Origin of the sequence: Desulfoglaeba alkanexedens ALDC, from assembly GCF_005377625.1 — a bacterium.
In the GTDB taxonomy this organism is placed as follows: domain Bacteria; phylum Desulfobacterota; class Syntrophobacteria; order Syntrophobacterales; family DSM-9756; genus Desulfoglaeba; species Desulfoglaeba alkanexedens.
In genome coordinates, this window is the sequence record NZ_CP040098.1 from 1,983,446 (window position 1) to 2,004,771 (window position 21,326).

Below are 21,326 nucleotides of genomic sequence, written 5' to 3' on the forward strand. Positions count from 1 at the left end.
CGATAAGCCGGTCCAACCGCCTCGCATCGTCTCCGGCGGTGGGCCCCGGGATTTTAGCCATTGCCGGCTTGAACCAATCAGTAGATTTGATAACCGGTTTCGGTGCGCGCATCTTTTTTCCCCAATTGCACATGGAGCGAAAGCAGAATAGACTCCAGTAAGTCTCTACCCGCCTGAAGACTGTAAACGAAAGCGTCTTCGATGGATGCCCCCACTGCCACCATTTCGGCGATCATGAGCGTGTGGCGGGTCGAAACGACCATCGGGTCCTTCGAATTGCTCCTCAGCTTGTTAGCCACATTGACGATTGTCAGTGCTTCCGCTTCAGGAATTCCGGTCTTGTAATGGAGAACCTTTGTTTCGACATCCACAGGCAAGTAATCCATGGCGGTGACATAGAAACGATCCCGCAAGGCGGCGTCCAATAACTCCGTACCTACGAATTCTTCTCCCTCATTGAGGGTAGCCATGAAGACGACACCGTCGGCAACCCGTATGAGTCCAAGCTCGTCCAGCCAGACCTTCCGGTCTTCGGCCAGGACGGAAAAAAGCATGTTAAGCGCCTTCGGATGCTCGGGGCGGTTGATTTCCTCCAGGTGGATCACACAGCCCGGGGTTTGAATGGCTTGTGGAAACAAAAACTGCTGGTAGTAGGTTTCTCCGTCCTTTAAGCGGTGCTCGCCGAAAAGCTGACCCGGCTCCGAAAGGATCCCGATCTGGAAGGTTGCAAGCGGCCGCCGGTTGCGTGCAGCGAACTGTTTCACGAGAGTCGATTTGCCACACCCCTGCTTGCCGGCGACCAGCACGTTCACAGGATGCCTTTGCGAAAGCATGGCAATCCGCTCCAGATTCTCCACCACACTGTTTGGCAGGAAAAAGTGCTCTTCCGGCGCGGGAACGAGGCTGGAAAGATCGAATGTCATTTTGTTGGGTTCCTCCTCTTTGAATTTGTCCGCACAAAGCCTTTATTCTTATTATCCATGGCCGATCCCTCGCCGTGGCTCTAATTCCCATAATCCTGCGGAAAAAGCTCCTGCCGCCGAGTTTTGAGGAATGCATCGAGAGCCGATATGTTCCACCTCAGATTCATGCGCTTGAGCTTCCGCATAATCTCCCGCGCTTCGCCCAGAGCCTCGGGACCGCTGCATGCTGTAATCGCCGCGAGACGTTTCGACATCTCTTTCATCTCTTCCTGCTCTTGTTCCAGGGCCTCATTCCTCGAGAAATTACAATGGTTCCCACACCTGGGACACTCGCGGAGGTCGGCCTCTCCGCAAGCCGGTCAGCCCGCCTTGCACAAGTACCTAAACTCGATGTATTCGGCCGTGAATCCGCATCTGTTACATGTAAGGTTCATTTTGAATCTCCCGCGTGCAGCCGGGGGGGCGTGAAGCCCCCGGCGATACGAACAGGTCTTACGATTTGAATTGCCTCTGGGCACGCCGGAATTGCGGATCCGCGCATTCAGTGGCATCCGTGTCAATAAATTCCAGCTGATCGTAATAGGGACACCTGGAAGCATCCATGTTGAACATGGTCATCATCCCGGCATCCCCTTCAAGAACGCACACCGGCGGGTCCGCGGCAAGGTTGCTTCCGACCTTCAGCACCGCGCAGAATCCCCTTCCATCAGAGGCCCATGCGTTCTCGGAGAAGTGCTTACATTTCCCGCAAGCCTTCTCGGGCAGTTTCTCCCGCTCCTCGAAGCCCTTCTTCGACTGCTCGCCCGTCAAACCCTTCCGCATTTCCTCCCATTGACCCCGCCGGGAGGATCGTTTTTCCCTTGCAGCCATATCACACCTCCATAAACGGCCCGTCCGGGAGAAGCCGCATGCGGGCGCTTCCCTCTTCTCGCGGCACCCGGAATGCCGAGCCCGGTTGACAAAAAACCTAGTCCAGCACAGATGCTGTAACACCCTCTATACCGGCGGATTTACCCCACGGCGCATCTCCGGGCTTGACGATTTGCACCGCCTCTCCCTTGAGCTCGTTCACGGCGATTACTTCGCCGCACTTTATACATTGGCGCATAGACAAAGGGTCGTCAATCCGAGCATTGTAGAGATAACGGAATTTATTTGCTGGAGCCTCAAACCCACAAGCTGGACATTTCATAAAATTTCTCCTCTTCTTCGATGGCTTGCCCGCCTCATTCTCCTTGCGAGATATTCAAGCACCGGTCGTTCATAAACTCACACCAGCCGATGAGGCATGGACGCATCTTACGAATTTGAATGCCCGATACGGCAGGTAATCCGCCGTATCGGGCCAATCATCCCTTTACAGACCCTGAATGGTTCTCTGAATGATATTGTCCTGGGTCTTGCGGCTGATGTCCACAAAATGGGCGCTGTAGCCGGCAACCCGGACGATCACTTCCTGGTACTTTTCGGGGTCCTTCTGCGCCGCCCTAAGCGTGGCGTCATCGACCATGTTGAACTGTACGTGGTCCAGACCGAGGTCCGCCCAGGTCCGCATGTAGGCCTTCCACAGCTGATAACCCTGCTCACCCTTGAGCTGGGTCGGGGAAAGGCGCTGATTGAGGAGGAAGGCACGCCCGTGGCGCACATGGTCGAACTTGCCGCAGGATTTGAGCACTGCGGTAGGCCCCTTTTTGTCAAGCCCCGGACCGGGCGAGATCCCACCGTCATAGAGCGCGTCGCCGCGTTTGCGGCCGTTGGGAAGGGCCCCAACGATGTTGGCATAGTGGATATTCCCGCTTACGTTCTCAGGTAAAAGCGGCCATGGATTCCCAGTGGGATCTTTCAGCTCTTTCGAATGCCTGGCAACCTCTTCAAGGCAACGCACCATGATCTGGTCCACATAGTCGTCGTCATTTCCCCACTTGGGAGCATTCCGCACGAAATCCAGGCGCATTTCTTCGTAACCGTCCCAGTTGGCCTGCAAAGCGTCGATCAATTGATCCATCGTGTATTTCTTCTCGTCGAAGACAAGCTTTTTTACGGCAGCAAGACTGTCGGCATTCTCGACCCAGGTAAACCCCGTAACCCAGCTGTTGCCGCGCTCACCTTCAGGGTTCACAATGTCAGTGCCCTGTTCCACCGATCGCTCGGAAATGGCTGAAAGAAACGGTCTTCCATAAAACTCCGGATCTTTTACCCGTCCGAGATTGACCGTTCTCACAAGCGTATTGGTGAGCCACTCCATCTGCTTCACCCAGGCTTCAAACAGCTCGTCGAAGCTTTTGAACTTCCTCGCATCTCCCGTCTTGGGACCCATTTGCATATTCACAACGGGATCATAGCCGTTGAACAGAGCATACTCGATCATCTTGGCGCAATTCGCGGTCGCAGAGGCCATACGGAACGGCTGAAAACCATGCTTTGTCGTCGGACACGGCGACATACACGCCTGGTGGACCCATGTTCTCGCTTCCTCCAGGGGATGCCCATGCCAATACATGGCATTTTGCACAAGGATCGGATCGTTACGCATGGAAGGATAACCGAGCCCGTGCCGGATGCATTCGAAGCATTCGCGCATGATGTCGTCGGGGACCTTGGGATGCCAGCGAAAGGCGAACGTCGGGTTGGCCACCCGGACAAGCCTGGCGGCTTGTAGAAACGCTCTTGTCAAATCGTTGCACGCGTCGGTGCCGTCCGGCTTGACGCCGCCAATAGTCCACACCCATGTGCCGGTAATCCCTTGCAGTCCTTCCCTGGTCCAACGTGGAGCAAACCCTCCGAGTTCGTATGCCCGGATGAGGAATTCGCCCACCAGCTCCAGTGCCTGTTCATGGGTCAGGTTCTTCTCGATGTTGACATCCTTGTCGTAGAACGGCCCGTGATAGTAGTCCGGCCGGGCAGGCCACGCACCCTCGTATGCCTCGTACCGCGCGAGGATCTGGATGAAATGGTCCATTTGCAGCGATTCCTGCAGCGACCTCGGCGCCTTTGCGGGCACCCTTTCACAGGTTTCGGCTATGCCCAGCAACTCCTCTTTGCGTTTGGGGTCGCTTTCGAAGTTCTCCGCGATAATGCGAGCCAGCCGGGCGTAACGGCGTGCCCAGTCGACGGCCGCTTCGAGGACGATCAGCATCGCCTCCCAGTTTTGGATTTTTTCGTAGTAGGGTAAAAGCTCAGGCCCAGGTGTTCCACGGACAATCTCTTGCGCCTCGTCCAACCTGGCTTCTATTTCCTCCATGATATCTTCGAACCCGCGCTTTCCCGTCAAGATATATTCATAGTCTTTCCCGGAGTAGCCATAGGCCGAGGTGGGCACACCCCAACCAATCGCTCCACTCATGAACTTTACCGCGTCCTCGGGGTCAAGCAGCCTCGCAACCTGGTCGATAGCCGTGTTTCCCGCCCAGTAGTTGTTGAGATCAGCCATAATCTTGAGCGATTCCTCTTCAGGTTCCGGAATAACGCCCTCTTCGTTGTACGCCTCTTCGTTCACCATGCTTGCGCCCTCAATAGGCCACATCCCCAACGTATTGGGGGCACTCCCGACATAGCCTACAAGCTGAGCGTGATCGGTGATAAATATCGGTATATTCCGCCAGACATGGGCGAGCGCTTTGGCTTTGCGCATCATAATGGGATCACGCTCGTTTTCCTTCCATGACTCGGTGAAAAGGATATTGCGCATAATCTCAATTTTTATGCCAGGAGCATACGCTCCACCTATGGCGCCCTTTTTCCAAACCGCCTTGCGCAGATAGTCCAGCCGCGGGCTGCGCAGCTTTTCGGCCACTTTCCACCATTGCTGGCTCTCTTTCAGTTGTTCGATGTCCTGTCTTGCTTCAGCTGCCTGTGCCATTGTAATTCCTCCTTAGTAGAATATCGATTACCTCTTTGCAAATTGGCTGCACTTCGAGGCGTCCTGGTCAGCCGCCACAGGCTTGGCCCTGTAGTATGCCTGCCTGGGATCCACTACCCGCTGAACACAGTCGCCCATCGATTCATCATCTTCCTGAGGAAAATAATTCTTGCATTCTTTACATGTAGGCATTTGATTCCTCCTTTCTTTTTCTCCTCCAGCTCCATCCACATACCCATTGCCCAGGTTTATCCAAATAGATTGCACCGGCTTCCCCCCATCGGCACCGCGAGAGCAGCCTCAGGAATCGTCAGTACAGAACCAGGCGGTCAGCCATCGTTCTCTACCGGAACCATGTGGGGCCTCCATTCCTAACGTTTGCTCACCTCCTTTCCTTCACGTTCGTCAACGCGTTCGTCAATCGCCATACGCCGGGGTTCATCACCCCGATGCCGTTGCCTGTGCCTGAAAACCCGACCCACCAATCGTCGCATTCAGTCCCGCCGACAGGTACAGCTCCAACAACGGCTCCACCTCATCCGGGTGAACACTTTCCGTCTCCCCAAAGGACCAGGGTCGTCCAAGCCAGCGGTATTTGTCCTGGCACCAGTTGTGAAAAGGCAGCAAGTCGATACGTTCCAACGATCCGGGAAGACTTCGAAGAAAAGCAACCACACGGCGGTGGTAATCAATCGAATCGGTGCAGCCGGGCAACACCACAATTCTCAGCCAGATCCTGCAGCCCTTTGCCGTAAGCCTCTGCAAATTGTGAAGAATGAGCTGGTTCGGTACGCCTGTCAGGCGCTCATGTTCATCCGAGTCGAGATGTTTCAGGTCGTACAGAATGATGTCGGCTCGCTCGGCGACGGGCTCCAATATCTCCCAGGGCGAATGCCCCGAAGTATCAAGGCAGATATGAAGGTTTCGCGCCTTGAGCGCATCCATCAGCTTTCGAATGAATTCGCCAAACACCAGAGGCTCCCCGCCACTGATAGTCACCCCCCCTCCGGAATTGTCATAGAAAGGCCGATCCCGCTCGAGCTCTTCGACGATTTCTTCCATGGACATGGGCTTGCCGACCTGCTCGAGCGCACCGTAGCTGCACGCCTCCACGCATTTCATGCATTTATCACATTTTGCCTTGTCGATCTTATAGTAGGTCGAGTCCTCACGCTGCGCTTCTTCCGGGGGAATCGGAGGGAAAACCGCCTGGTTGGGACAGACATCGAAACAGTGTCCGCATTGAACGCATAACCTACTTTTCCAGTAAATCTCGGGGGAAAACGACTGGGTTTCAGGGTTATGGCACCATTGACACCGCAAAGGACATCCCTTAAAAAACACGATCGTCCGAAACCCGGGTCCGTCGTTTACGGAAAATCGCTGAATCTGCGTAACGAGTGGTCGGTTTTCCACTTAAACACCTCCTCAAGAATGCTGTGAACTCAAGGATCCGACAACCCTCACAAGTACAAGGCCGCCCGCCGTGCCTCGCGGCGAAAACTTCCATAGGGAGCGCCTCATACCACCGTGTGTTAAATTTCATTGTATCGTTTCAAGATCAGCCTTATGGCTAAACGCTTGCCACACTGTCTATTGGTCTTTTGCAAGGGGAATGCCAGTCACTTGTCCTGGCAAGGCATTAAGAAATGAAGTCAGTCGTAAACCGCATCGGTGAAGGCATTTGGAAGGCTGTTTGGATGAATTCCTGGAAAAGGGCAGGCCCGTGCCCGTCCGGCAGCGGGCAACCCGGACCCCGAGTGTCGGCCAGTATGGCCGATCATTGCGGCCATCCTGGCCGAATGTTGACCGGCATGGTGATTGCGTGGCGCATACGCGTTTCTCCGAGCCATCGAGGGTCCGCATTGGAGCTCACCGCCCTGAAACGATGTGGAGACCTTAAGCAAAAAGGTTAACGAAGGTCAAAAAATCCCCCCCTCCCTTGATGGGAGAGGGTTGAGGTGAGGGTGAGAAAATTAACGTATGTCAATCAGTTACATTCCCCTCCCCTTAATCCCCTCCCACAAGGGGAGGGGAAATAGAATTTGGCATCAAGTATTAGGTCAATTATTTTCTACGCTACCAAGAAATTGGGGTGGGAATTGGACACTCGAATGAGGCTGAAGCCCAGATCGCCAAAATGACCCAGCAAAATGCCGCTGCCGCCGAGCAGTTGGCCTCGTCAGCCGGCGAATTGAACGGTCTCGGAAAGGCTGTCGAGAGATCTGCACAGAAGCTCATGGACTTGATGCAGGCAACGGCGGAAGTGGTTGCCGGTCAGGCGTTCGTTGACGCTTTCGCTCTTCCGCGCCACGTGCTGCCACGAGCCGAAGGGCTTTTCCCGGATGCTGGTGCCTCAAGCACATCCATGCCTGCGGGAGGACAGTTTTGAGCATGGGTCGCCTCCAGCTCTCTTGGGTCTTGCTGGAGGAATAACCCTTCGCTCATCTGGGAGGACATTTTATTCCGGCGTTTACCTGACGTTTAATTCCGATGGTGACAGCGGAGTCACTCATGTCGTTATGCCGCCGCTTCCTGAACTCGGAGCGTCACCCTGGATGTCGTTGTAAAAGATCTGCACCCGCCTAAAATTTAGGGACCAATAATTCCACGAGCAGTCTGGCAAAGTACTGTTTTAAGTCCGACCTCCCGCAAGGCATTGCCCACTGCCTCCATTTCTTTATCCGAGGGAGGGGTAATTCGGCTCCTGAATTCAGGGCTGTAGTTCAGAACATTTACCTGAATTGAGGGATCAATCTGGCCAAGTCTTTCGCCTATCCGGCTAACTTCAACGATCGAGTTCAACTCCTTATTGTAAGGAATGCCCACACCCAAAAATACTTTTCCAGAATATTTATGGATTATATAGCTCACTGCCTCCCAGGCAATCTCCTTGTATTTATTGGCTTGCTCTTGATCCGTCAAGCCGGTTATTCTCATGAATGTGCTTATTTCTAAAGCCTTCAGGTCTATTCCTATATCCGTCATCCCTGCCTCCACCAACTCGTCTATGTAATCGTGGGTGAGGAGCGAACCGTTGGTGTCCACATGGAAGTGAGCCTCCGGGTCTGGGTTAAGTACCTTGAGTTCGCGAATAAATTGAACCAGCCAGGGTCGGTTCAAGGTACACTCGCCTCCAGAGATTGTCATCCGGTTTAGCTTGAGATTTTTCCTTTCCTGGGTCAGTTTCCTTGCTGCCTCTTGAGGGGTCAGCGGGTCACCTTTTCCCCTGTAGGCAATAAGCCAGTTCTGGCATTGTGGACACCTGAAATTGCATCCGGCGGTGAAGCAGACTACCTCAATGAAAGAGCTTTTACCTTTTATTTGCCAGGGTGTTCCCACCCCGCCAGCAGGGTGGCCATTAAAGCCCATCACGAGCCTTTTTGGGATGTAACCCTCGGGAAGCCTAGTTCTGATTCTCATCCCCTCTGCTACCTCGGTGCGGCAAGCCAATCTTACCTCGCTATCAACCTCTACAGCACAACTCCCGCAACCGCCAACCATACAAGGAGCAAAAAGCCCTGGTTCTCCGGGAATACTGCTAACCGGGTATCCAAGTCCTGCTAAAGCTTCTTTTACGGTTATCCGAGCCGGTACGCCGGCTAACCTGCCATCCACCTCAATAGTTACCTCACTTTCCCTTCTTTGCTCCACCAATTCCAGAGCCTGGTTGGGACAGGCCAAAACACAGGCGCCACAACCAAGACAGATTCCCTTATCTGCTCCAGGACAGGCTACTATTTCAATACAGGCGCCACACTGGACACATTTTTCCGGGTGATGAATCGCTATGTAAGACACGACCATTTCTTACATCCCAATCTCAATATTTTTCATTGGTACTCTAAAAAGCTCATTCTATCTGCCATGTTTAAAATTGCTTCTTGTTCCCAAGCTCCAGCTTGGGAACACAACTGTGCAGAAGCTCCAGCTTCGGTGAGGCTCTTCCCAAGCCAGAGCTTGGGAACGAGGGGAAACGGAGCTGATGCGCTTGCTGCTTCAAGGCCATCTGGATCTACCTCAGAGGGTCCACCCTGGATGTCGTTCTAAAAGATCCGTACCCTTAGATGATCTCCATTTCAGGTCCGGTGAGGATTGTTTTACGGGCAACTAAAATATGCCTTCTTATTTACTTCTACCAGATTAAGCTCTACTTGCCCAATCCCATCAAGGAGCTAAATTGATGACAACTTTACTCTGGCCCGGTAGTCAACGAGCACCGCCATGTTCAGGGTAATCAAAGCGTGACCCTATGGCGGAGCAATTATGCACTTTAAGCGCTGGCGCGAAGGCAACATGCCTGACCAATGCTGAAAAGGGATCTGTCATAAACTTTCACGCCGCCGGGCCCGGCATCGTCATGAGGGACGGCATGCTAGAATGACTGTCGTCAAAACGCCGAACACTCTTGACTATCTCTTTTATTCGAGCTAATGGGTCAGAGTCATAATTTCGCTTATATCGCCGATTTTTTCCAATGATCTAATCTTTTCAATCAGCAACTCAGCCTTTTGTTTCGTAATAGCCATCTGGGCACAGTTTCTAAATTTGCTTTCCAGTTCTTCACTGGTCAAAGGATTTTGAGGGTGTCCTTTTTGCTTTCTTTTAAAGCCTTTATATTCTGTACCGTCTTTCATTCTGACAACAACCCTGGCGCCGAATCCGAGTTCCGGCACTAAGTGTGCGTCTATCTTTTTTCTTAAATCAACCACCCTCTGATTATGCAGTTTTTCATCAACGAATTTATCCAACCCGACGTTATCTTCGATTAATGCAAGAGATGCCAAAAACCATAGGCTGAACTTGATTTCCCTGCCGATCTTGGGGGCCTTGTTCCCGGCAGCCGTAAAGGCGACGGGGCCGGTTTCAATCCTCACCTCTTCTATGTTTTCAATATCTGGATGATGTTTGTCCCTGATCTCCTCCAGGAGACCTAAAGCGCCGTGCACTCAAGCACAGGTGGCGTAAGGTTTAAAGCAGATATCCATAATATGGTATTTTGAGCCCAGGCCATCAAGAATTATTCCTTCATTTGGCTTTTCGGTAAGAACAGAAAAAAGCCCGAGGTCCCCCTCTATTATCTCCTTGGAGCTTGTGAAACCTTTTTCAGCCAACAGGGCGGATATAGCTCCGTCCATCGCGCTCTTGCCTGCATGAAACGGCTTCGTCATGGTCCCAAACACCTGCCTGACGCCACTTGCCTGGGTTCCGCATATTCCAAAGGCATTAATAATCTTGTCCAGGTCCAAGCCCAAGAGTTTGGACATTCCAGCTGTAGAGCTAAACCTGCCGGTAGTTGCTGTACTGTGCCAACCCAATTCGTAATGGTATTTTCCCAGGCCCAACCCCAGCCTGATACATACTTCATTACCTACGACTACAGCTGTGAGCAAATCCCGCCCGCTTAATTTTTTATTTTCGGCAAGGGCCAAAATAGCCGGCAGACATGTTGCTGTCGCGTGGATAACTGTTTCTTCATGATAATCATCATAATCCAAGACATGAGAAATAATTCCATTGGCAAGAGCGGCATTGGGGATGTCTATCTTTAAATCCGATCCAAATAAACTTACCTCGGGTTTTCCACCATAATTCTTCATATATTCAAGGACTACATTAAAGGTTTCTTCCGTTGTTCCTCCCAGGCCGCATCCAATACAATCTAAAATACAAAGTTTGGTTTTTTCAATCACTTCTGCGGGAATGTCCTTAAATTGCGTTTCATAAACAAACCGGGCCAAACTTTTAGTGATTTCCATATTATTTCACCCCTTCCATTATCCAAGCACTTCTGATTTTTACAAAGCTTTAACATTGTTTACTGCATCATAATCATGAATTGTATCTGCCAGGCCGCAGGTAAAACGGACAAGCGGGATTGAAGAAGTAAGGGTCAACCTCGCGGACCTTGAACTGCTTCTTGAACTTGATCGTCATACTTTGACTCCAATCTAGGGTTGTACCAGCATTGCGGATCCGCTCCCATAATATCGCCAGTGCGACTAAAGGCCATTCTTCTGCAGCCACCACAGACATACCTCAGTTCGCACTTACCGCACTTACCCTTCAGCTTGTCCCTATCCCTCAGGCGATCAGCCAGCTCGGAGTTGTGCCATATGTCCTTGAGCCTTTGCGTGCGCAGGTCGCCTATCACAAGCTCGGGGGTCACGATGTCCCCTATCACCACCTTGCCGGAAGCATCGATGATGTACTGCCAGATGCCGCTGATGCACCCGCAAGGGGTGTCGGTGAAGTCACCTATGCGATCGGGGTTGGCAGCCACTTTGAGGGCGTAGCAGTCCTCGCAGATCTGGTAGCGGTTTTCGAATTGAATCCGCTGCCATCCATGGACTTTCTGCTGCTCCGCCATAAACCTTTGCCAGTCTCTCACCTGGTCTTTCGTAAGCAGTAGGTCGCTCTTTCCCTTCCACCGCCCCCCAGGAAAGAGCTGTACCATGCAGATATCAACACCCAAACCCATCGCCATTTCCACCATCTGCGGGACCTCATGGTAGTTCATCTGCGAGATGGTGGCGATCCATATAACGCTCTCGATGCCGATATCCACGCAGTTCTTCAGGGCCTGCATGCACTTGTCGAAGGTGCCAGGCCCTCTGTTCCACTCGTGGCTTTCTCTTAAGCCATCAACGCTGACCTTCACCTGAGAAACGCCGGCATTGGCCAGTCCCCGGACCAGCGTGCGGCTCAGGTGCTGACCATGCGTGTTCAAGGCGACGAACATGCCTTTGTATCGGGCCGCGTAACGGATGACATCGAGCAAGTCCGGCCGCAACGTTGGCTCGCCACCCCCAAAGACTATGGCTCGTGTGCCGGCCTCGGCGATGTTGTCCAGCAGGTCGTAGACCTCCTGCGTGGTCAATTCGTTGTCCCAGGGCCGATGCGAATCGGCAAAACAGAACTTGCAGTGGAGGTCGCATTCCTCCGTTATGCTGTACCAGCACATAAGGGGCTTGGCTTCCCTGACCATCATCCTGAACTTCTCCCTGGTGATGTCCAGGAACTCCTGGGGTGAAAGACCTTCTATCATCCCGTGCCTCGCTTTAGTTGATAGAGGTTACTTTTATGATCATCATCTATCGGTTGTCTCGAGATCGTCTTACCCGAACCTCATAATACAATTCCTTTCCGGCATACGGATGGTTGCAGTCCAGGTAGACCCAGTCATCGATATAGCCTTGCACCGTGGCAGACTCCGACTCAAGATCCGGGGACAAAGGTTTAAACCTGTCGCCGACCGTTATCTTCTCGTGTTCGGGCAGATCATCTTTGTGCACCCTGATGACCCTTTCAGGCTTTCTCTCCCCGTATCCTTCCTCGGGAGGAACGACAACCGTCACTCTCTGCCCCTGCCTCAATCCCGCAAGTCTTTTCTCGAGTCCCGGCGGGATCGCGCCGCATCCAAAGATGAACCTCACGGGTATGTGCTCATACCTATCGTCAAGGACGTTCCCCTGTGCATCCTTAAGAACGTAAAACATGGTCACGATGGCACCTTCCTGGACAACCATATAAAGAACCCGTACGCAGAAGCGGTGGCTGAATCATTCAGCTGACAAGCCGGTGATTCGTCAGCTTATCTATGCATCAAATGTGCCGCAATGCATCGAACTCCCTTGATCAAATACCGAACCTACCTGCACCAGGATACTCCATGCGATAATGAAAAGGACATCTCGTGCACAATGTGGTCATTTTGGCCGAAAACGATGCCTCGCCGGAAAAGCTCAACCGGGACATTTCCGGCTCAGCGTACCTTGCGGGCGATGATCATCGTTTCGGCCGATACCGGGTGGGTACGTTCGTCCTGATGCATGGAAGCATGAATGTGATGGTTGGCCCTTCGATACCTCAGGGCGAGCGGAAACAGGTATACGGTTTGGTTGATCATGGCGCAGCTCCCGCGCAGGCACCGCTCGGAGCGCAGGAATGAACATGCCGCCAACAGATAGGCAAAAAGGGTGACAGGCAAAGAAGATTCCCGCGCCGGAGGAACTCTGAACCTCTTATGATCTTTCTATGTCCCGCCGGCGGCGGCTGAAGCGATACATGGCGACGCCTGTCAGGTCAGGCGAAAACTGAGCACCCGCAGGCCCCCGAGGAAATACAGATTATCTTCAGTTTTTTTGCATGGCCCCAAAAGCATAAACGACGTTCGTCGGCGGATTTTCCTGTTGCCCTTGGCAGGCTCACCCATATGCCCGAAACGGCACTCACATAGGCTCGTTGTCAAGTCCGAATTTCCGGGCAGCTCTGCGCAAACTGCTCAACAACCTCCTTAACGAACGAATAGGGGTCACGCTCGCCACTCATCACCTGCCCGACAACACGATCAAGATTTCCGTTGCGCTCCCATCCGCATCGCAAGTGGCGAGCGATTTCCTTCTCCAGCAAGACAAAAATCTCTTCCTTCACCTGCCGTTTGAGCCATTCATGATCCCTTTGGCGGGATTCAAGCCGCTCAAGCATGACAGCGGCCAGGTGATCCATCCCACTGCCCAGAGCGGCGGAGGTTTTCACCACGGGCACATCCGGCGTCGATGGCCCGGCGCCGAGATCAAGCATGGCCTGAATATCACGGACGACCTGATCCGCCCCGTCGAGGTCCGCCTTATTGACAACAAAAATGTCCGCAATTTCCATGACTCCAGCCTTGATGGCCTGTATACCGTCTCCCATTCCAGGTACACAAACGACGAGTACAAGATCTGCAGCCTTTACAACAGCCACCTCGTCCTGGCCTACCCCGACCGTCTCTACCAGGACGATCTGTTTTCCGAAGGCATCCATTATCTTCACGGCATCGCGGGCCGCCTGGCTCAATCCCCCGAGCGCCCCCCGAGTAGCCATAGAACGAACGAAGACGCCATTAAGACCAGTTGCCTTGCCCATGCGAAGGCGATCCCCCAAAAGCGCCCCCCCGGTGAAAGGACTCGAGGGATCGACGGCGATGATACCCACGTCGAAACCCGAATCGACAAGCCTCCGCGTGAGTCCGTCAACGAGGGTGCTTTTACCCGCCCCCGGAGGTCCGGTGATGCCGATGACCCGGGCATTGCCGCCTATTCGGTATATGGCCTCCATGGCGTCGAGCCAGCCGTCCTCCCTGTTCTCGACACGGGTAATCAGCCTGGTCATCGCCCTCAAAGAGCCATTCTGCATCTCTTCGATCAATTTCTTCCAGGATTCTTCCATCAAAGCCTCATCTTGGGTGCCCTCGGGCGGAATGCGTGCCCGTCACTTTTCAAGAAGAGCCGGTTCTTTCGTTACGCGACCGATTGGGAGTCGGGCCCTTGATTACGAACATGCGAGCGGATGAACTCCGCGATTTCGGCGACCGGGGTTCCCGCGGTGAATACCCCCGCAACCCCGATCTCCTTGAGCTTCGCAATGTCTTCTTCTGGAATCACACCACCGACAAGAACCATGATGTCACTAGCCTTCATCTCGGCCAGCTTTTCGATTACCTTGCGCGTCATAGCTAAATGAGAGCCGGAGAGAATCGAGAGCCCCACAACGTCCACATCCTCCTCCACCGCTGCCCGGGCGATGTCTTCGGGCTTCTGGCGCAGGCCGGTATAAACAACCTCAAAGCCCATGTCTCTAAGTCCGTAGGCTATCACCTGGGCACCACGGTCATGACCGTCGAGGCCCGGTTTCCCCACCAGAACTCTCACTCTTTTCTCGGTGTTCATGTAAATAACCTCTTCCAACCCAGCGGGTTTGCGAAACCTGCTAAATTTGTTCGATGATTTTCGGCATAGCGTCCAGCTTTTCCAGAGACAGCACCTGATCTCTTAATTTCCGAGTCTTGGTGTCTCCAAGGACGGCTCGGCAGAGATCGGAAAACTTATCGCCTATTTTTCTCCTCTTTGTCTCCAGATCCGGAATGTCTTTCAAGATGTCCCACGTTTTCACGTATTCCTCGCCACCGTTGTCAACCAGCACTACGCGTGCTTCGAGACCCACGAACCCTTTTTCGTGCTCCAGCTTTACCTTCTTCATATACTCTGCGACCTCTGCGTCTCGAACCTTTTCATCGGTAAATGCCGTCATTCCCGTGTCCCCCCGCAGAATCGCATTGACCACGCAATAAGGAATGCTGAACTTTCCCTCCAGGCCGGAGGTCGGTGCAAGCTTTCCGGCGGCGTCGAGTGCGAGCTGTGACACAAAAACCTTGATCTCGCGCACATCCCGAGGCTTGATGCGGTGTGTTTCCATGAGGCACATGACCGCCTCTATGGGAGAGTGTGTCGCATGACAAGAAGCATGGTATTTTTGAGCAAGCGCTTCGATCTCCCAGGTTTTCCCAAGGGATTCCAGCACGCCTTCGTTCACTTCTCCCTTGAGGACGGCAAAAAATCCGTGCGGCCCTTCCAATATATCTTCGGCACTGGTGAAACCCTCTTTCGCAAGAAGGGCCGCCGTCAATCCGGCCTGGGAAGCCCTGCCCGCATGAAACGGTTTACACATGGTACCGAAAACCCTCTTCAGCCCGGCAGCCTGGGTCCCGGCAATGCCCAAGGCAAAAACGGTCTGCTGCTCGTTCAGCTCAAGAAGCCTGGCGCACGCCGCCGCGGAAGCAAGATGCCCAATGGTCGCCGTCGCGTGACATCCCGACATGTAGTGGGGAAGGCCGGCACAGGTGCCGATGACAGCCGCGGCCTTCAAGGCTATCACATACGCGGTCAGAAAATCGATACCGCTTCTCCCCTGCCACTCGCCAAGGGCCAAAAGAGAAGGAAACAAGGTTACCGAAGGATGCCCAAGAGAAGCCGCGAGGGTATCGTCGAAATCCAGAGCGTGCGAAGCCGAACCATTGATCAGCGCAGCCTGCTCAAGCGATTTCTTGACACCGTATCCCAGGATCGTCGCCTGTTCGTTCCCACCCATGAGCTCCGAGTAGGCGATCACTTTCTTCACGAGGGGATCTTCCTTACCCCCAAGGGTTACACCCAGCCAGTCCAAAAATGCAACCTTGGCATGCTCGTAAACCACTGAGGGAATCCCCCCGGCGTTGTATCCGGCGATGAAGCCGGCGAGCCTCCTCGTCATCGGTATAACTGTCTTTTCCATCTAAGCCCGTCCTCCAATCCAAGATGTGGTGAATTGACGATCCTACAACTTGGTCGGCTGCGCCTCCCCGAAGACCTCCCTCAGCACATCGCATATCTCTTGAAGGGTTGCATAGGATTTCACGCATGCCAGAATATCCGGCATCAGATTTTTCGATTCGTCGGCGGCATTTAGTTTCAACCGGTCAAGATGCTCTCTCACCGCGCGTTCGTCCCGTTCCCGCTTGAGCCGTGCCAGACTCTCACATTTGCGGCGTTCCGCCGTTTCAAGCAATTCAGGCGCATAGACCTCCTCGACGGTGCGGCTCACCTCAACGTCAATCTCGTGAGGCCCGTTAAAACAATTCACACCAACAACGAACTCTTCCTGTCTTTCTATCTTCCTCTGCTTTTCATAGGCGCTTCGCGCCACAGCCTTCTTCATATATCCGCTTTCTATAGCGGGCACCGCCCCTCCCATCTTTTCAATCCTTTCGAACTCCTCCCATGCAGCCTCCTCGATTTCATTAGTAAGCGATTCCATGAAATACGACCCGGCCCATGGATCGCTCACTTTACCGACCTTTGCCTCGTATATGAGGATGCGAGTGGCGTCAAACGCAAGTTGCTGAGCCTCCAGACTGTGTCCCAGGCCGAGCGGTTCATCGTATGGGGGAAATGCGCCGGGAATGCCGCCGGACATCCCTGCGGCCATTGCCCCTACCACGACCCGGCTCAGGTTATTGAGGGGCCGTTGCAGGGTGGTGCTTGAACAACCGATATGGGCGGTGGATATCTGCCGGATCATCATCGACCGAGGGTTTTTCGCGCCGAACCTGTTTTTCAAAAGACCGGCCCACATCCGACGAGCGGCGCGTTGAAAGGCGATCTCATGATAGATCTCCATGCTTCCACCAAAGGCGTTGAAGGTGAATCGGGGAGCGAACGAATCGATGTTCAGCCCGGCATCGACCCCGGCCTGAAGATATGCGGCTCCAATGGCCATACTGAAAGCAAGATCCTGCTCCCGCGTGGCACCGGCCTCTCTAATATGATAGCCGCCGATGCTCGTTATATTGAATTTGGGCATCTTTTCGGTGCAAAAGACCAGAATATCGCGAAAGAGCCGCAGAGACGGCCCCGGTGGAAATATGTACATTCCCCGGGCAATATATTCTTTGAGAGTGTCGTTTTGCGGTGTCCCGCGTAAAGCGCCAAGGGGAACGCCGCGCTTTTCGGCAAGAGCAGCGTACATGGCGATAATGACCGCAGCGGGAGCATTGATGGTGAAATTGGAAGATATCCGATCCAGTTCCAGATCCCCGGTGTATGGTTCATAGATGATCTCAAAGTCGCGCAAGCTGTCAATCGCGACCCCTACGCGGCCCACTTCGCCTTCCGCCCACGGGCTGTCCGAATCATACCCGCATTGGGTCGGTAGATCCAAGGCCATGTTGGGTCCACCCTTGCGGCCCATGGCGTGCATGCGCACCAGGTAGTCGCGATAGTCCTCCGGGGTCCCAAACCCGGCGTACTTACCTACACTGCCCGTTCCCCACTCATAACGTTCCTGGGACTTGGCCAGCAGGGCCGCGAATGCCTGCCACCGGGGTATCGCATCATTGCCGGCCGTGAAAGGGTATTGCCCGGGGAACCCCACCTTGGAGAGAAAATCGAAATCCCCCAATAGGTCAGGCGAGTAAAAGGATACCGGATTTTCCTCAAGGCCCAGTTTTTCGAGCGCCTTGGAGACCACCTTTTCCAGCCATTCTTTTCGCTCATGCGCTATTTTATCGTTTGCTGAGCTCACTTACACACCTCTTCCAAGACTGTAGAATTCTTATTTAACCAAGCACTCCAACCCCTCACCCGCAAATCGCTATGCAAACCCACCACGCCCGCACCCAACTCAAAGCTTTCGGCGCTTTCCCCTCTGGCAAGCACTCGCTTTGTCAGAAAGGCCGGTCTAATCGAAGATCTTCGCTTCCGCTTCCTTGAGAGCCGATTTCCTGATCTTTCCGCTGGACGTCATGGGCAATGAATCCACCAGCACAATATGCGTCGGAAACTTATACCTGGCAACCTTGCCGTCCAGGTAGGAATATATCTCGTCCTTTGTAATTGTTTCCCCCTTCTTGCAGACTATAAATGCCTTGCCTGTCTCTCCCCACTTATCATCAGGCACACCTATGATGGAAACATTATCTATTTTAGGGTGTTCACACAGAACTCTTTCTATCTCCGCCGGGTAGACGTTTTCGCCCCCGCTCCGATACATGTCCTTAGCCCTGTCCACGATGTAGAAATACCCGTCCTTGTCCGTATATCCAAGATCACCCGTGTGAAGCACACCGTTGACAATCGTTTCCCTTGTCTTCTCAGGATTATTCCAGTAACCGCTCATCACCGTCGGACCGGACGCAACAATCTCCCCTATCTCGCCGGGAGGAAGTCTCCTGCCACTCGAATCCTCGATCCAAACCTCCGTAAAGAAGCCGGGCAGGCCGATAGACCCTGCTTTTCGCGTGATATCCGCTTTCGGCAGCATCATCATGGCGGAATTTTCCGTCTGACCAAAACCAGTTTGTATGTACAATCCCTTTTCCGCCAACTCCTTTATGAGGCTCGCAGGCGTACGCTCTCCGCCGCCAAAGACGACCCGGACACTGCTCGTGTCGACGCCATCCAGCGCTTTTGTCTGGAGCACGAACCGCCACATCGTCGTAAGGGCAAAAAGCACCGTAACGCGATAGCGCTGGATATCCGCGGCAAACTGCTCAGGCCGGAAATTGGCCCGCATGACCAGTGTCCCTCCCCTGCACAGGACGGGTGTTGCGGTAATGAACAGACCTCCTGAATGAAACAGCGGTAATTGCGACAGAAACACGTCATCTTCCTGCAGGTCGGCATACAGTATGATTTGGAAGTTCTTGTAGTAGGTCTGTTCGTGGGACAAAACCGCTCCCTTGGGAGCACCGGTGACTCCGGAAGTGTAGATGATGGCCAAAGGATCCGACAGCTCTACAGCTTCCGCCACAACGGGCTCATCGCAAGACTGTTCTTGAACCAGTTCATGATAGTCCCGCGCCCAGGGGCCACAATGACCACGCTCTAAGACGCCGCTTCGCACGACGATGAATTTGTCTTCCTCTACTTGCGTCGATGAGCGTATGGGCTCGATATTCTTGGCGAACACATCGTGAAACACGATCAGACGCGCGCCGGAGTTCTTTAGTTGGTACTCGATCTCGGGGGCCACCATCCGGAAGTTGAGCGGGGCAAAGATAAGTCCAAGCTTTGCGGCGGCCATATAAATGGCCAGGAATTCAGGACAGTTGAAAAGATTGACCGATATGCGGTCCCCTTTTTTTAAACCAAGTGATTGAAGCAAATGCGCGACCCGATTGGTTTCATCGTTCAACTGCTTATAGGTTATAGGCTTGTCTTCGAAAATAAGCGCAGGTTTGTCCGGGCTGAACATCGCCCTCTTACTCATGATTTTGCCGATACTCCATTTCATGGTTACAAATCCCCTCCATTATGTCATTAACCTACCATCGGATGCATAGGGAATACAATCATTCCCCATGCGGCCATACCAACACACAACCGCCATAGATGCACAGGAGATCAAAACCGGCAGCTCACCGTGATCATGAAGTTGTGAATATCGGTCTCCGCATCGATTTCGTCGCCGAAGTACGGCGAATAGACGACCTGGTTTTGGGTGAGATTTTCGCTCTCATCGTGGTCGACCTTCCAGTCATCGCCCCAGGCGAGACTGTATGCCAGGTCGATGGTGAATGTACGGTACTTGATTCCCGAGCCAAAGCTGAACACATGGTAATCGATGATCGGCCAGTTGTTATCCCACTGGTCCTGGTCTATGGAGCTTGGCCGGTAATGATAGCCGAAGCGGAGGGCAAGCCAATCCAGTGCCTGATACTCGGTGCCGAAATGAGGCTCGAAAGTATCATTCCATTTCCGTGCAGTAATGATCCGATCGGTAGGTTCGCCCGAACCTAGGAGAGCCGTCAACTGCAGAAAAATCGGGTCCTCGTCATAGGCCCATGTTTCCTTTTTCCTCACCGACCAGTCTGTCCAGACGAGATCGAACATCATCCTCCACTTGCTGGTAACATCCACCTTCAGGCCTGCCGATACCGACTGCGGATGCCGGAAGTCGCAGTGGGTGTGGAACTCCTCCTCCGCCGGCACATCCATGTCCGTAAGTTGCTTTATGGCCGCACGGGCAGTGGGTGTGTAATCGAACGTACTCGTTCCTGTCATGTGGGACTTGGATTCACTCCGGTAGGTTATTCCGAGAGTGATCCAATCCCTAATCTCCCAAAGGAGCCCTACGTTGGCTGAAAGGGAGAATTCGTCATCGAGGTCGAAATCCAGCGTTGCCAGCTCGAGCGCATATCCAGTCCCTTGTGGCAGCCCCAGCATTGAAGCGGGCGGTCGGCTTTCGATTCCGGGAATTCTCAGTCTCACCTTGCCGCCCTCATCCGAGTATCCCATGCCCAAAGAGACACCCAGCGATAAATTGTCGAATATTTGATAGGCAGCCGTGGGCGCCGCATAGATAATCCTGTCATTGTAAACCTCAGCACCGTCGTACCGGTTGTTGGAGTCATCATCATCGAACCATACATGGACCCCAAAAGGCGCATAAGCCGCATAGCCGATGGACCATCTAGCGCCGGCCGGCCTGTAGGAAATACCCCCGTGAGGTGCAAATAACACACCATCCTCGTTTTCAGAGCTCTTTCCGCTCTCGGGGTCATTGCCGAAAGTAAAATCTTTCTGTGTGACTGTCTGCTCGTAGTCTATGTTGATAACGTGTAATCCCGCGGAGGCGTTAAGCCCCTCCATCTGAACCAGTCCCGCCGGGTTATAATGAGCAGCCGAGAAGTCGTCGGCATAGGCAGTGAACGCCTGGCCTAAAGCGCCTGCCTTCGCACCGACACCGAAGGTATCATTAACTCCCGCCCAGCTCGCGCGCATTGAGAGCCCGGCAACCTGCACGATCAAAACCCAGCCCAACAGGGCTAACAGAACCCTCCCCCTCATCATCACCTCCTGTTTGCAGCTTAGTTCAAAGCTCAAATACACAAGTCTACCCATATGCCCCTAGATGGGAGCAGGCTCCGAGCATTTTTTGTGCCGGTGAGAATCCCAGCACAGGGAATATGAGATCTCATCTTCAGCCAATGATGCGCATAGCTTTATGAACACCATAAGACCGGTTGGAAGTTGCCTGTTGAAGGCAACAAAAAATTTGAGCACCGCCGCTTGATCTCTGTTGCGGCATGGAAGGGTGGAGACCTGGAAAATCGGCGTTTGTGGCCGAACTGAATGCCATAATGGCCGATCTTATTCTGGCTTTGATTGTCCTGCTCGCTGGCAGCGCGGCAAAACCTCCTTTCCCACACCTGAAGAGAGGAGCGAGAAATGAAAATAGGCGGC

The 21,326-nt window shown here is 53.4% G+C and carries 19 protein-coding genes; 2 read left to right on the plus strand and 17 right to left on the minus strand.

What is annotated here, in order from left to right; translation table 11 throughout:
* Nucleotides 1-77: 77 nt before the first annotated feature.
* From FDQ92_RS09035 to FDQ92_RS09060, 6 genes are all read right to left on the minus strand, one after another.
* On the minus strand, nucleotides 78-923 hold the full coding sequence (locus tag FDQ92_RS09035; protein WP_137424340.1) for an AAA family ATPase: 846 nt from the start codon (nucleotides 921-923) through the stop codon (nucleotides 78-80).
* Between the two features lie 492 nt (nucleotides 924-1,415).
* Complete coding sequence (locus tag FDQ92_RS15500; RefSeq protein WP_211341230.1) at nucleotides 1,416-1,610, minus strand: hypothetical protein; 195 nt, start codon at nucleotides 1,608-1,610, stop codon at nucleotides 1,416-1,418.
* Between the two features lie 280 nt (nucleotides 1,611-1,890).
* Nucleotides 1,891-2,115, minus strand: coding sequence for a hypothetical protein (locus FDQ92_RS09045; protein ID WP_137424344.1), 225 nt, complete (start codon nucleotides 2,113-2,115; stop codon nucleotides 1,891-1,893).
* Nucleotides 2,116-2,280: 165 nt separating this feature from the next.
* A complete protein-coding gene (locus tag FDQ92_RS09050; RefSeq protein ID WP_137424346.1) occupies nucleotides 2,281-4,782 on the minus strand; it encodes a pyruvate formate lyase family protein in 2,502 nt (833 codons plus the stop codon).
* A gap of 27 nt (nucleotides 4,783-4,809) precedes the next feature.
* On the minus strand, nucleotides 4,810-4,974 hold the full coding sequence (locus tag FDQ92_RS16265) for a benzylsuccinate synthase gamma subunit family protein (RefSeq protein WP_137424347.1): 165 nt from the start codon (nucleotides 4,972-4,974) through the stop codon (nucleotides 4,810-4,812).
* Nucleotides 4,975-5,223: 249 nt separating this feature from the next.
* Entirely contained in the window at nucleotides 5,224-6,198 is a 975-nt protein-coding gene (locus FDQ92_RS09060; RefSeq protein WP_137424349.1) for a glycyl-radical enzyme activating protein, read from the minus strand.
* 679 nt (nucleotides 6,199-6,877) lie between these two features.
* Here FDQ92_RS09060 and FDQ92_RS09065 point away from each other — a divergent pair.
* The gene (locus FDQ92_RS09065; protein WP_137424351.1) at nucleotides 6,878-7,174 is read left to right on the plus strand and encodes a hypothetical protein; all 297 of its coding nucleotides are present in this window, start codon (nucleotides 6,878-6,880) and stop codon (nucleotides 7,172-7,174) included.
* Between the two features lie 200 nt (nucleotides 7,175-7,374).
* Here FDQ92_RS09065 and FDQ92_RS09070 read toward each other — a convergent pair whose 3' ends face one another.
* The 5 genes from FDQ92_RS09070 to FDQ92_RS09090 form a co-directional block, all read right to left on the minus strand.
* Entirely contained in the window at nucleotides 7,375-8,589 is a 1,215-nt protein-coding gene (locus tag FDQ92_RS09070) for a radical SAM protein (RefSeq protein ID WP_137424353.1), read from the minus strand.
* A gap of 623 nt (nucleotides 8,590-9,212) precedes the next feature.
* The gene (locus FDQ92_RS09075) at nucleotides 9,213-9,731 is read right to left on the minus strand and encodes an MmgE/PrpD family protein (protein ID WP_137424355.1); all 519 of its coding nucleotides are present in this window, start codon (nucleotides 9,729-9,731) and stop codon (nucleotides 9,213-9,215) included.
* Nucleotides 9,732-10,541, minus strand: a complete 810-nt coding sequence (locus tag FDQ92_RS09080; protein WP_137424357.1) for an MmgE/PrpD family protein — start codon at nucleotides 10,539-10,541, stop codon at nucleotides 9,732-9,734.
* A gap of 134 nt (nucleotides 10,542-10,675) precedes the next feature.
* A complete protein-coding gene (locus FDQ92_RS09085; protein ID WP_137424358.1) occupies nucleotides 10,676-11,830 on the minus strand; it encodes a radical SAM/SPASM domain-containing protein in 1,155 nt (384 codons plus the stop codon).
* Nucleotides 11,831-11,876: 46 nt separating this feature from the next.
* A complete protein-coding gene (locus tag FDQ92_RS09090; RefSeq protein ID WP_137424360.1) occupies nucleotides 11,877-12,311 on the minus strand; it encodes an FKBP-type peptidyl-prolyl cis-trans isomerase in 435 nt (144 codons plus the stop codon).
* Nucleotides 12,312-12,478: 167 nt separating this feature from the next.
* On the opposite strand from FDQ92_RS09090, the gene FDQ92_RS09095 reads away from it, so the two are divergent.
* Nucleotides 12,479-12,733 carry a hypothetical protein gene (locus FDQ92_RS09095; RefSeq protein ID WP_137424361.1) on the plus strand — a complete coding sequence of 85 codons (255 nt, stop codon included), beginning with the start codon at nucleotides 12,479-12,481 and terminating at the stop codon, nucleotides 12,731-12,733.
* Nucleotides 12,734-13,029: 296 nt separating this feature from the next.
* Here the strand turns inward: FDQ92_RS09095 and meaB are convergent, their stop codons facing one another.
* The 6 genes from meaB to FDQ92_RS09125 form a co-directional block, all read right to left on the minus strand.
* The gene (gene meaB, locus FDQ92_RS09100; protein WP_137424363.1) at nucleotides 13,030-13,995 is read right to left on the minus strand and encodes a methylmalonyl Co-A mutase-associated GTPase MeaB; all 966 of its coding nucleotides are present in this window, start codon (nucleotides 13,993-13,995) and stop codon (nucleotides 13,030-13,032) included.
* Between the two features lie 71 nt (nucleotides 13,996-14,066).
* A complete protein-coding gene (locus tag FDQ92_RS09105; RefSeq protein WP_137424365.1) occupies nucleotides 14,067-14,495 on the minus strand; it encodes a cobalamin B12-binding domain-containing protein in 429 nt (142 codons plus the stop codon).
* A 40-nt stretch (nucleotides 14,496-14,535) separates the two neighbouring features.
* Nucleotides 14,536-15,876 (minus strand): MmgE/PrpD family protein, encoded by a 1,341-nt coding sequence (locus tag FDQ92_RS09110; RefSeq protein ID WP_137424367.1) that lies wholly within the window; start codon nucleotides 15,874-15,876, stop codon nucleotides 14,536-14,538.
* A 42-nt stretch (nucleotides 15,877-15,918) separates the two neighbouring features.
* A complete protein-coding gene (locus FDQ92_RS09115; protein ID WP_137424369.1) occupies nucleotides 15,919-17,664 on the minus strand; it encodes a methylmalonyl-CoA mutase family protein in 1,746 nt (581 codons plus the stop codon).
* A 156-nt stretch (nucleotides 17,665-17,820) separates the two neighbouring features.
* Nucleotides 17,821-19,374: a class I adenylate-forming enzyme family protein gene (locus tag FDQ92_RS09120; RefSeq protein ID WP_137424371.1), complete on the minus strand. Its 1,554-nt coding sequence runs from the start codon at nucleotides 19,372-19,374 to the stop codon at nucleotides 17,821-17,823.
* 110 nt (nucleotides 19,375-19,484) lie between these two features.
* Nucleotides 19,485-20,984, minus strand: a complete 1,500-nt coding sequence (locus FDQ92_RS09125) for an OmpP1/FadL family transporter (RefSeq protein ID WP_137424373.1) — start codon at nucleotides 20,982-20,984, stop codon at nucleotides 19,485-19,487.
* Between the last annotated feature and the right edge of the window lie 342 nt (nucleotides 20,985-21,326).

Excerpts from the sequence above, each read along its gene's own strand:
- FDQ92_RS09035 (WP_137424340.1), bottom strand. The coding sequence starts at position 923 with ATGACATTCGATCTTTCCAGCCTCGTTCCCGCGCCGGAAGAGCACTTT.
- FDQ92_RS09045 (WP_137424344.1), bottom strand. The coding sequence starts at position 2,115 with ATGAAATGTCCAGCTTGTGGGTTTGAGGCTCCAGCAAATAAATTCCGT.
- FDQ92_RS09050 (WP_137424346.1), bottom strand. The coding sequence starts at position 4,782 with ATGGCACAGGCAGCTGAAGCAAGACAGGACATCGAACAACTGAAAGAG.
- FDQ92_RS16265 (WP_137424347.1), bottom strand. The coding sequence starts at position 4,974 with ATGCCTACATGTAAAGAATGCAAGAATTATTTTCCTCAGGAAGATGAT.
- FDQ92_RS09070 (WP_137424353.1), bottom strand. The coding sequence starts at position 8,589 with ATGGTCGTGTCTTACATAGCGATTCATCACCCGGAAAAATGTGTCCAG.
- FDQ92_RS09080 (WP_137424357.1), bottom strand. The coding sequence starts at position 10,541 with ATGGAAATCACTAAAAGTTTGGCCCGGTTTGTTTATGAAACGCAATTT.
- FDQ92_RS09085 (WP_137424358.1), bottom strand. The coding sequence starts at position 11,830 with ATGATAGAAGGTCTTTCACCCCAGGAGTTCCTGGACATCACCAGGGAG.
- FDQ92_RS09090 (WP_137424360.1), bottom strand. The coding sequence starts at position 12,311 with ATGGTTGTCCAGGAAGGTGCCATCGTGACCATGTTTTACGTTCTTAAG.
- meaB (WP_137424363.1), bottom strand. The coding sequence starts at position 13,995 with ATGGAAGAATCCTGGAAGAAATTGATCGAAGAGATGCAGAATGGCTCT.
- FDQ92_RS09105 (WP_137424365.1), bottom strand. The coding sequence starts at position 14,495 with ATGAACACCGAGAAAAGAGTGAGAGTTCTGGTGGGGAAACCGGGCCTC.
- FDQ92_RS09110 (WP_137424367.1), bottom strand. The coding sequence starts at position 15,876 with ATGGAAAAGACAGTTATACCGATGACGAGGAGGCTCGCCGGCTTCATC.
- FDQ92_RS09120 (WP_137424371.1), bottom strand. The coding sequence starts at position 19,374 with ATGAAATGGAGTATCGGCAAAATCATGAGTAAGAGGGCGATGTTCAGC.
- FDQ92_RS09125 (WP_137424373.1), bottom strand. The coding sequence starts at position 20,984 with ATGGGTAGACTTGTGTATTTGAGCTTTGAACTAAGCTGCAAACAGGAG.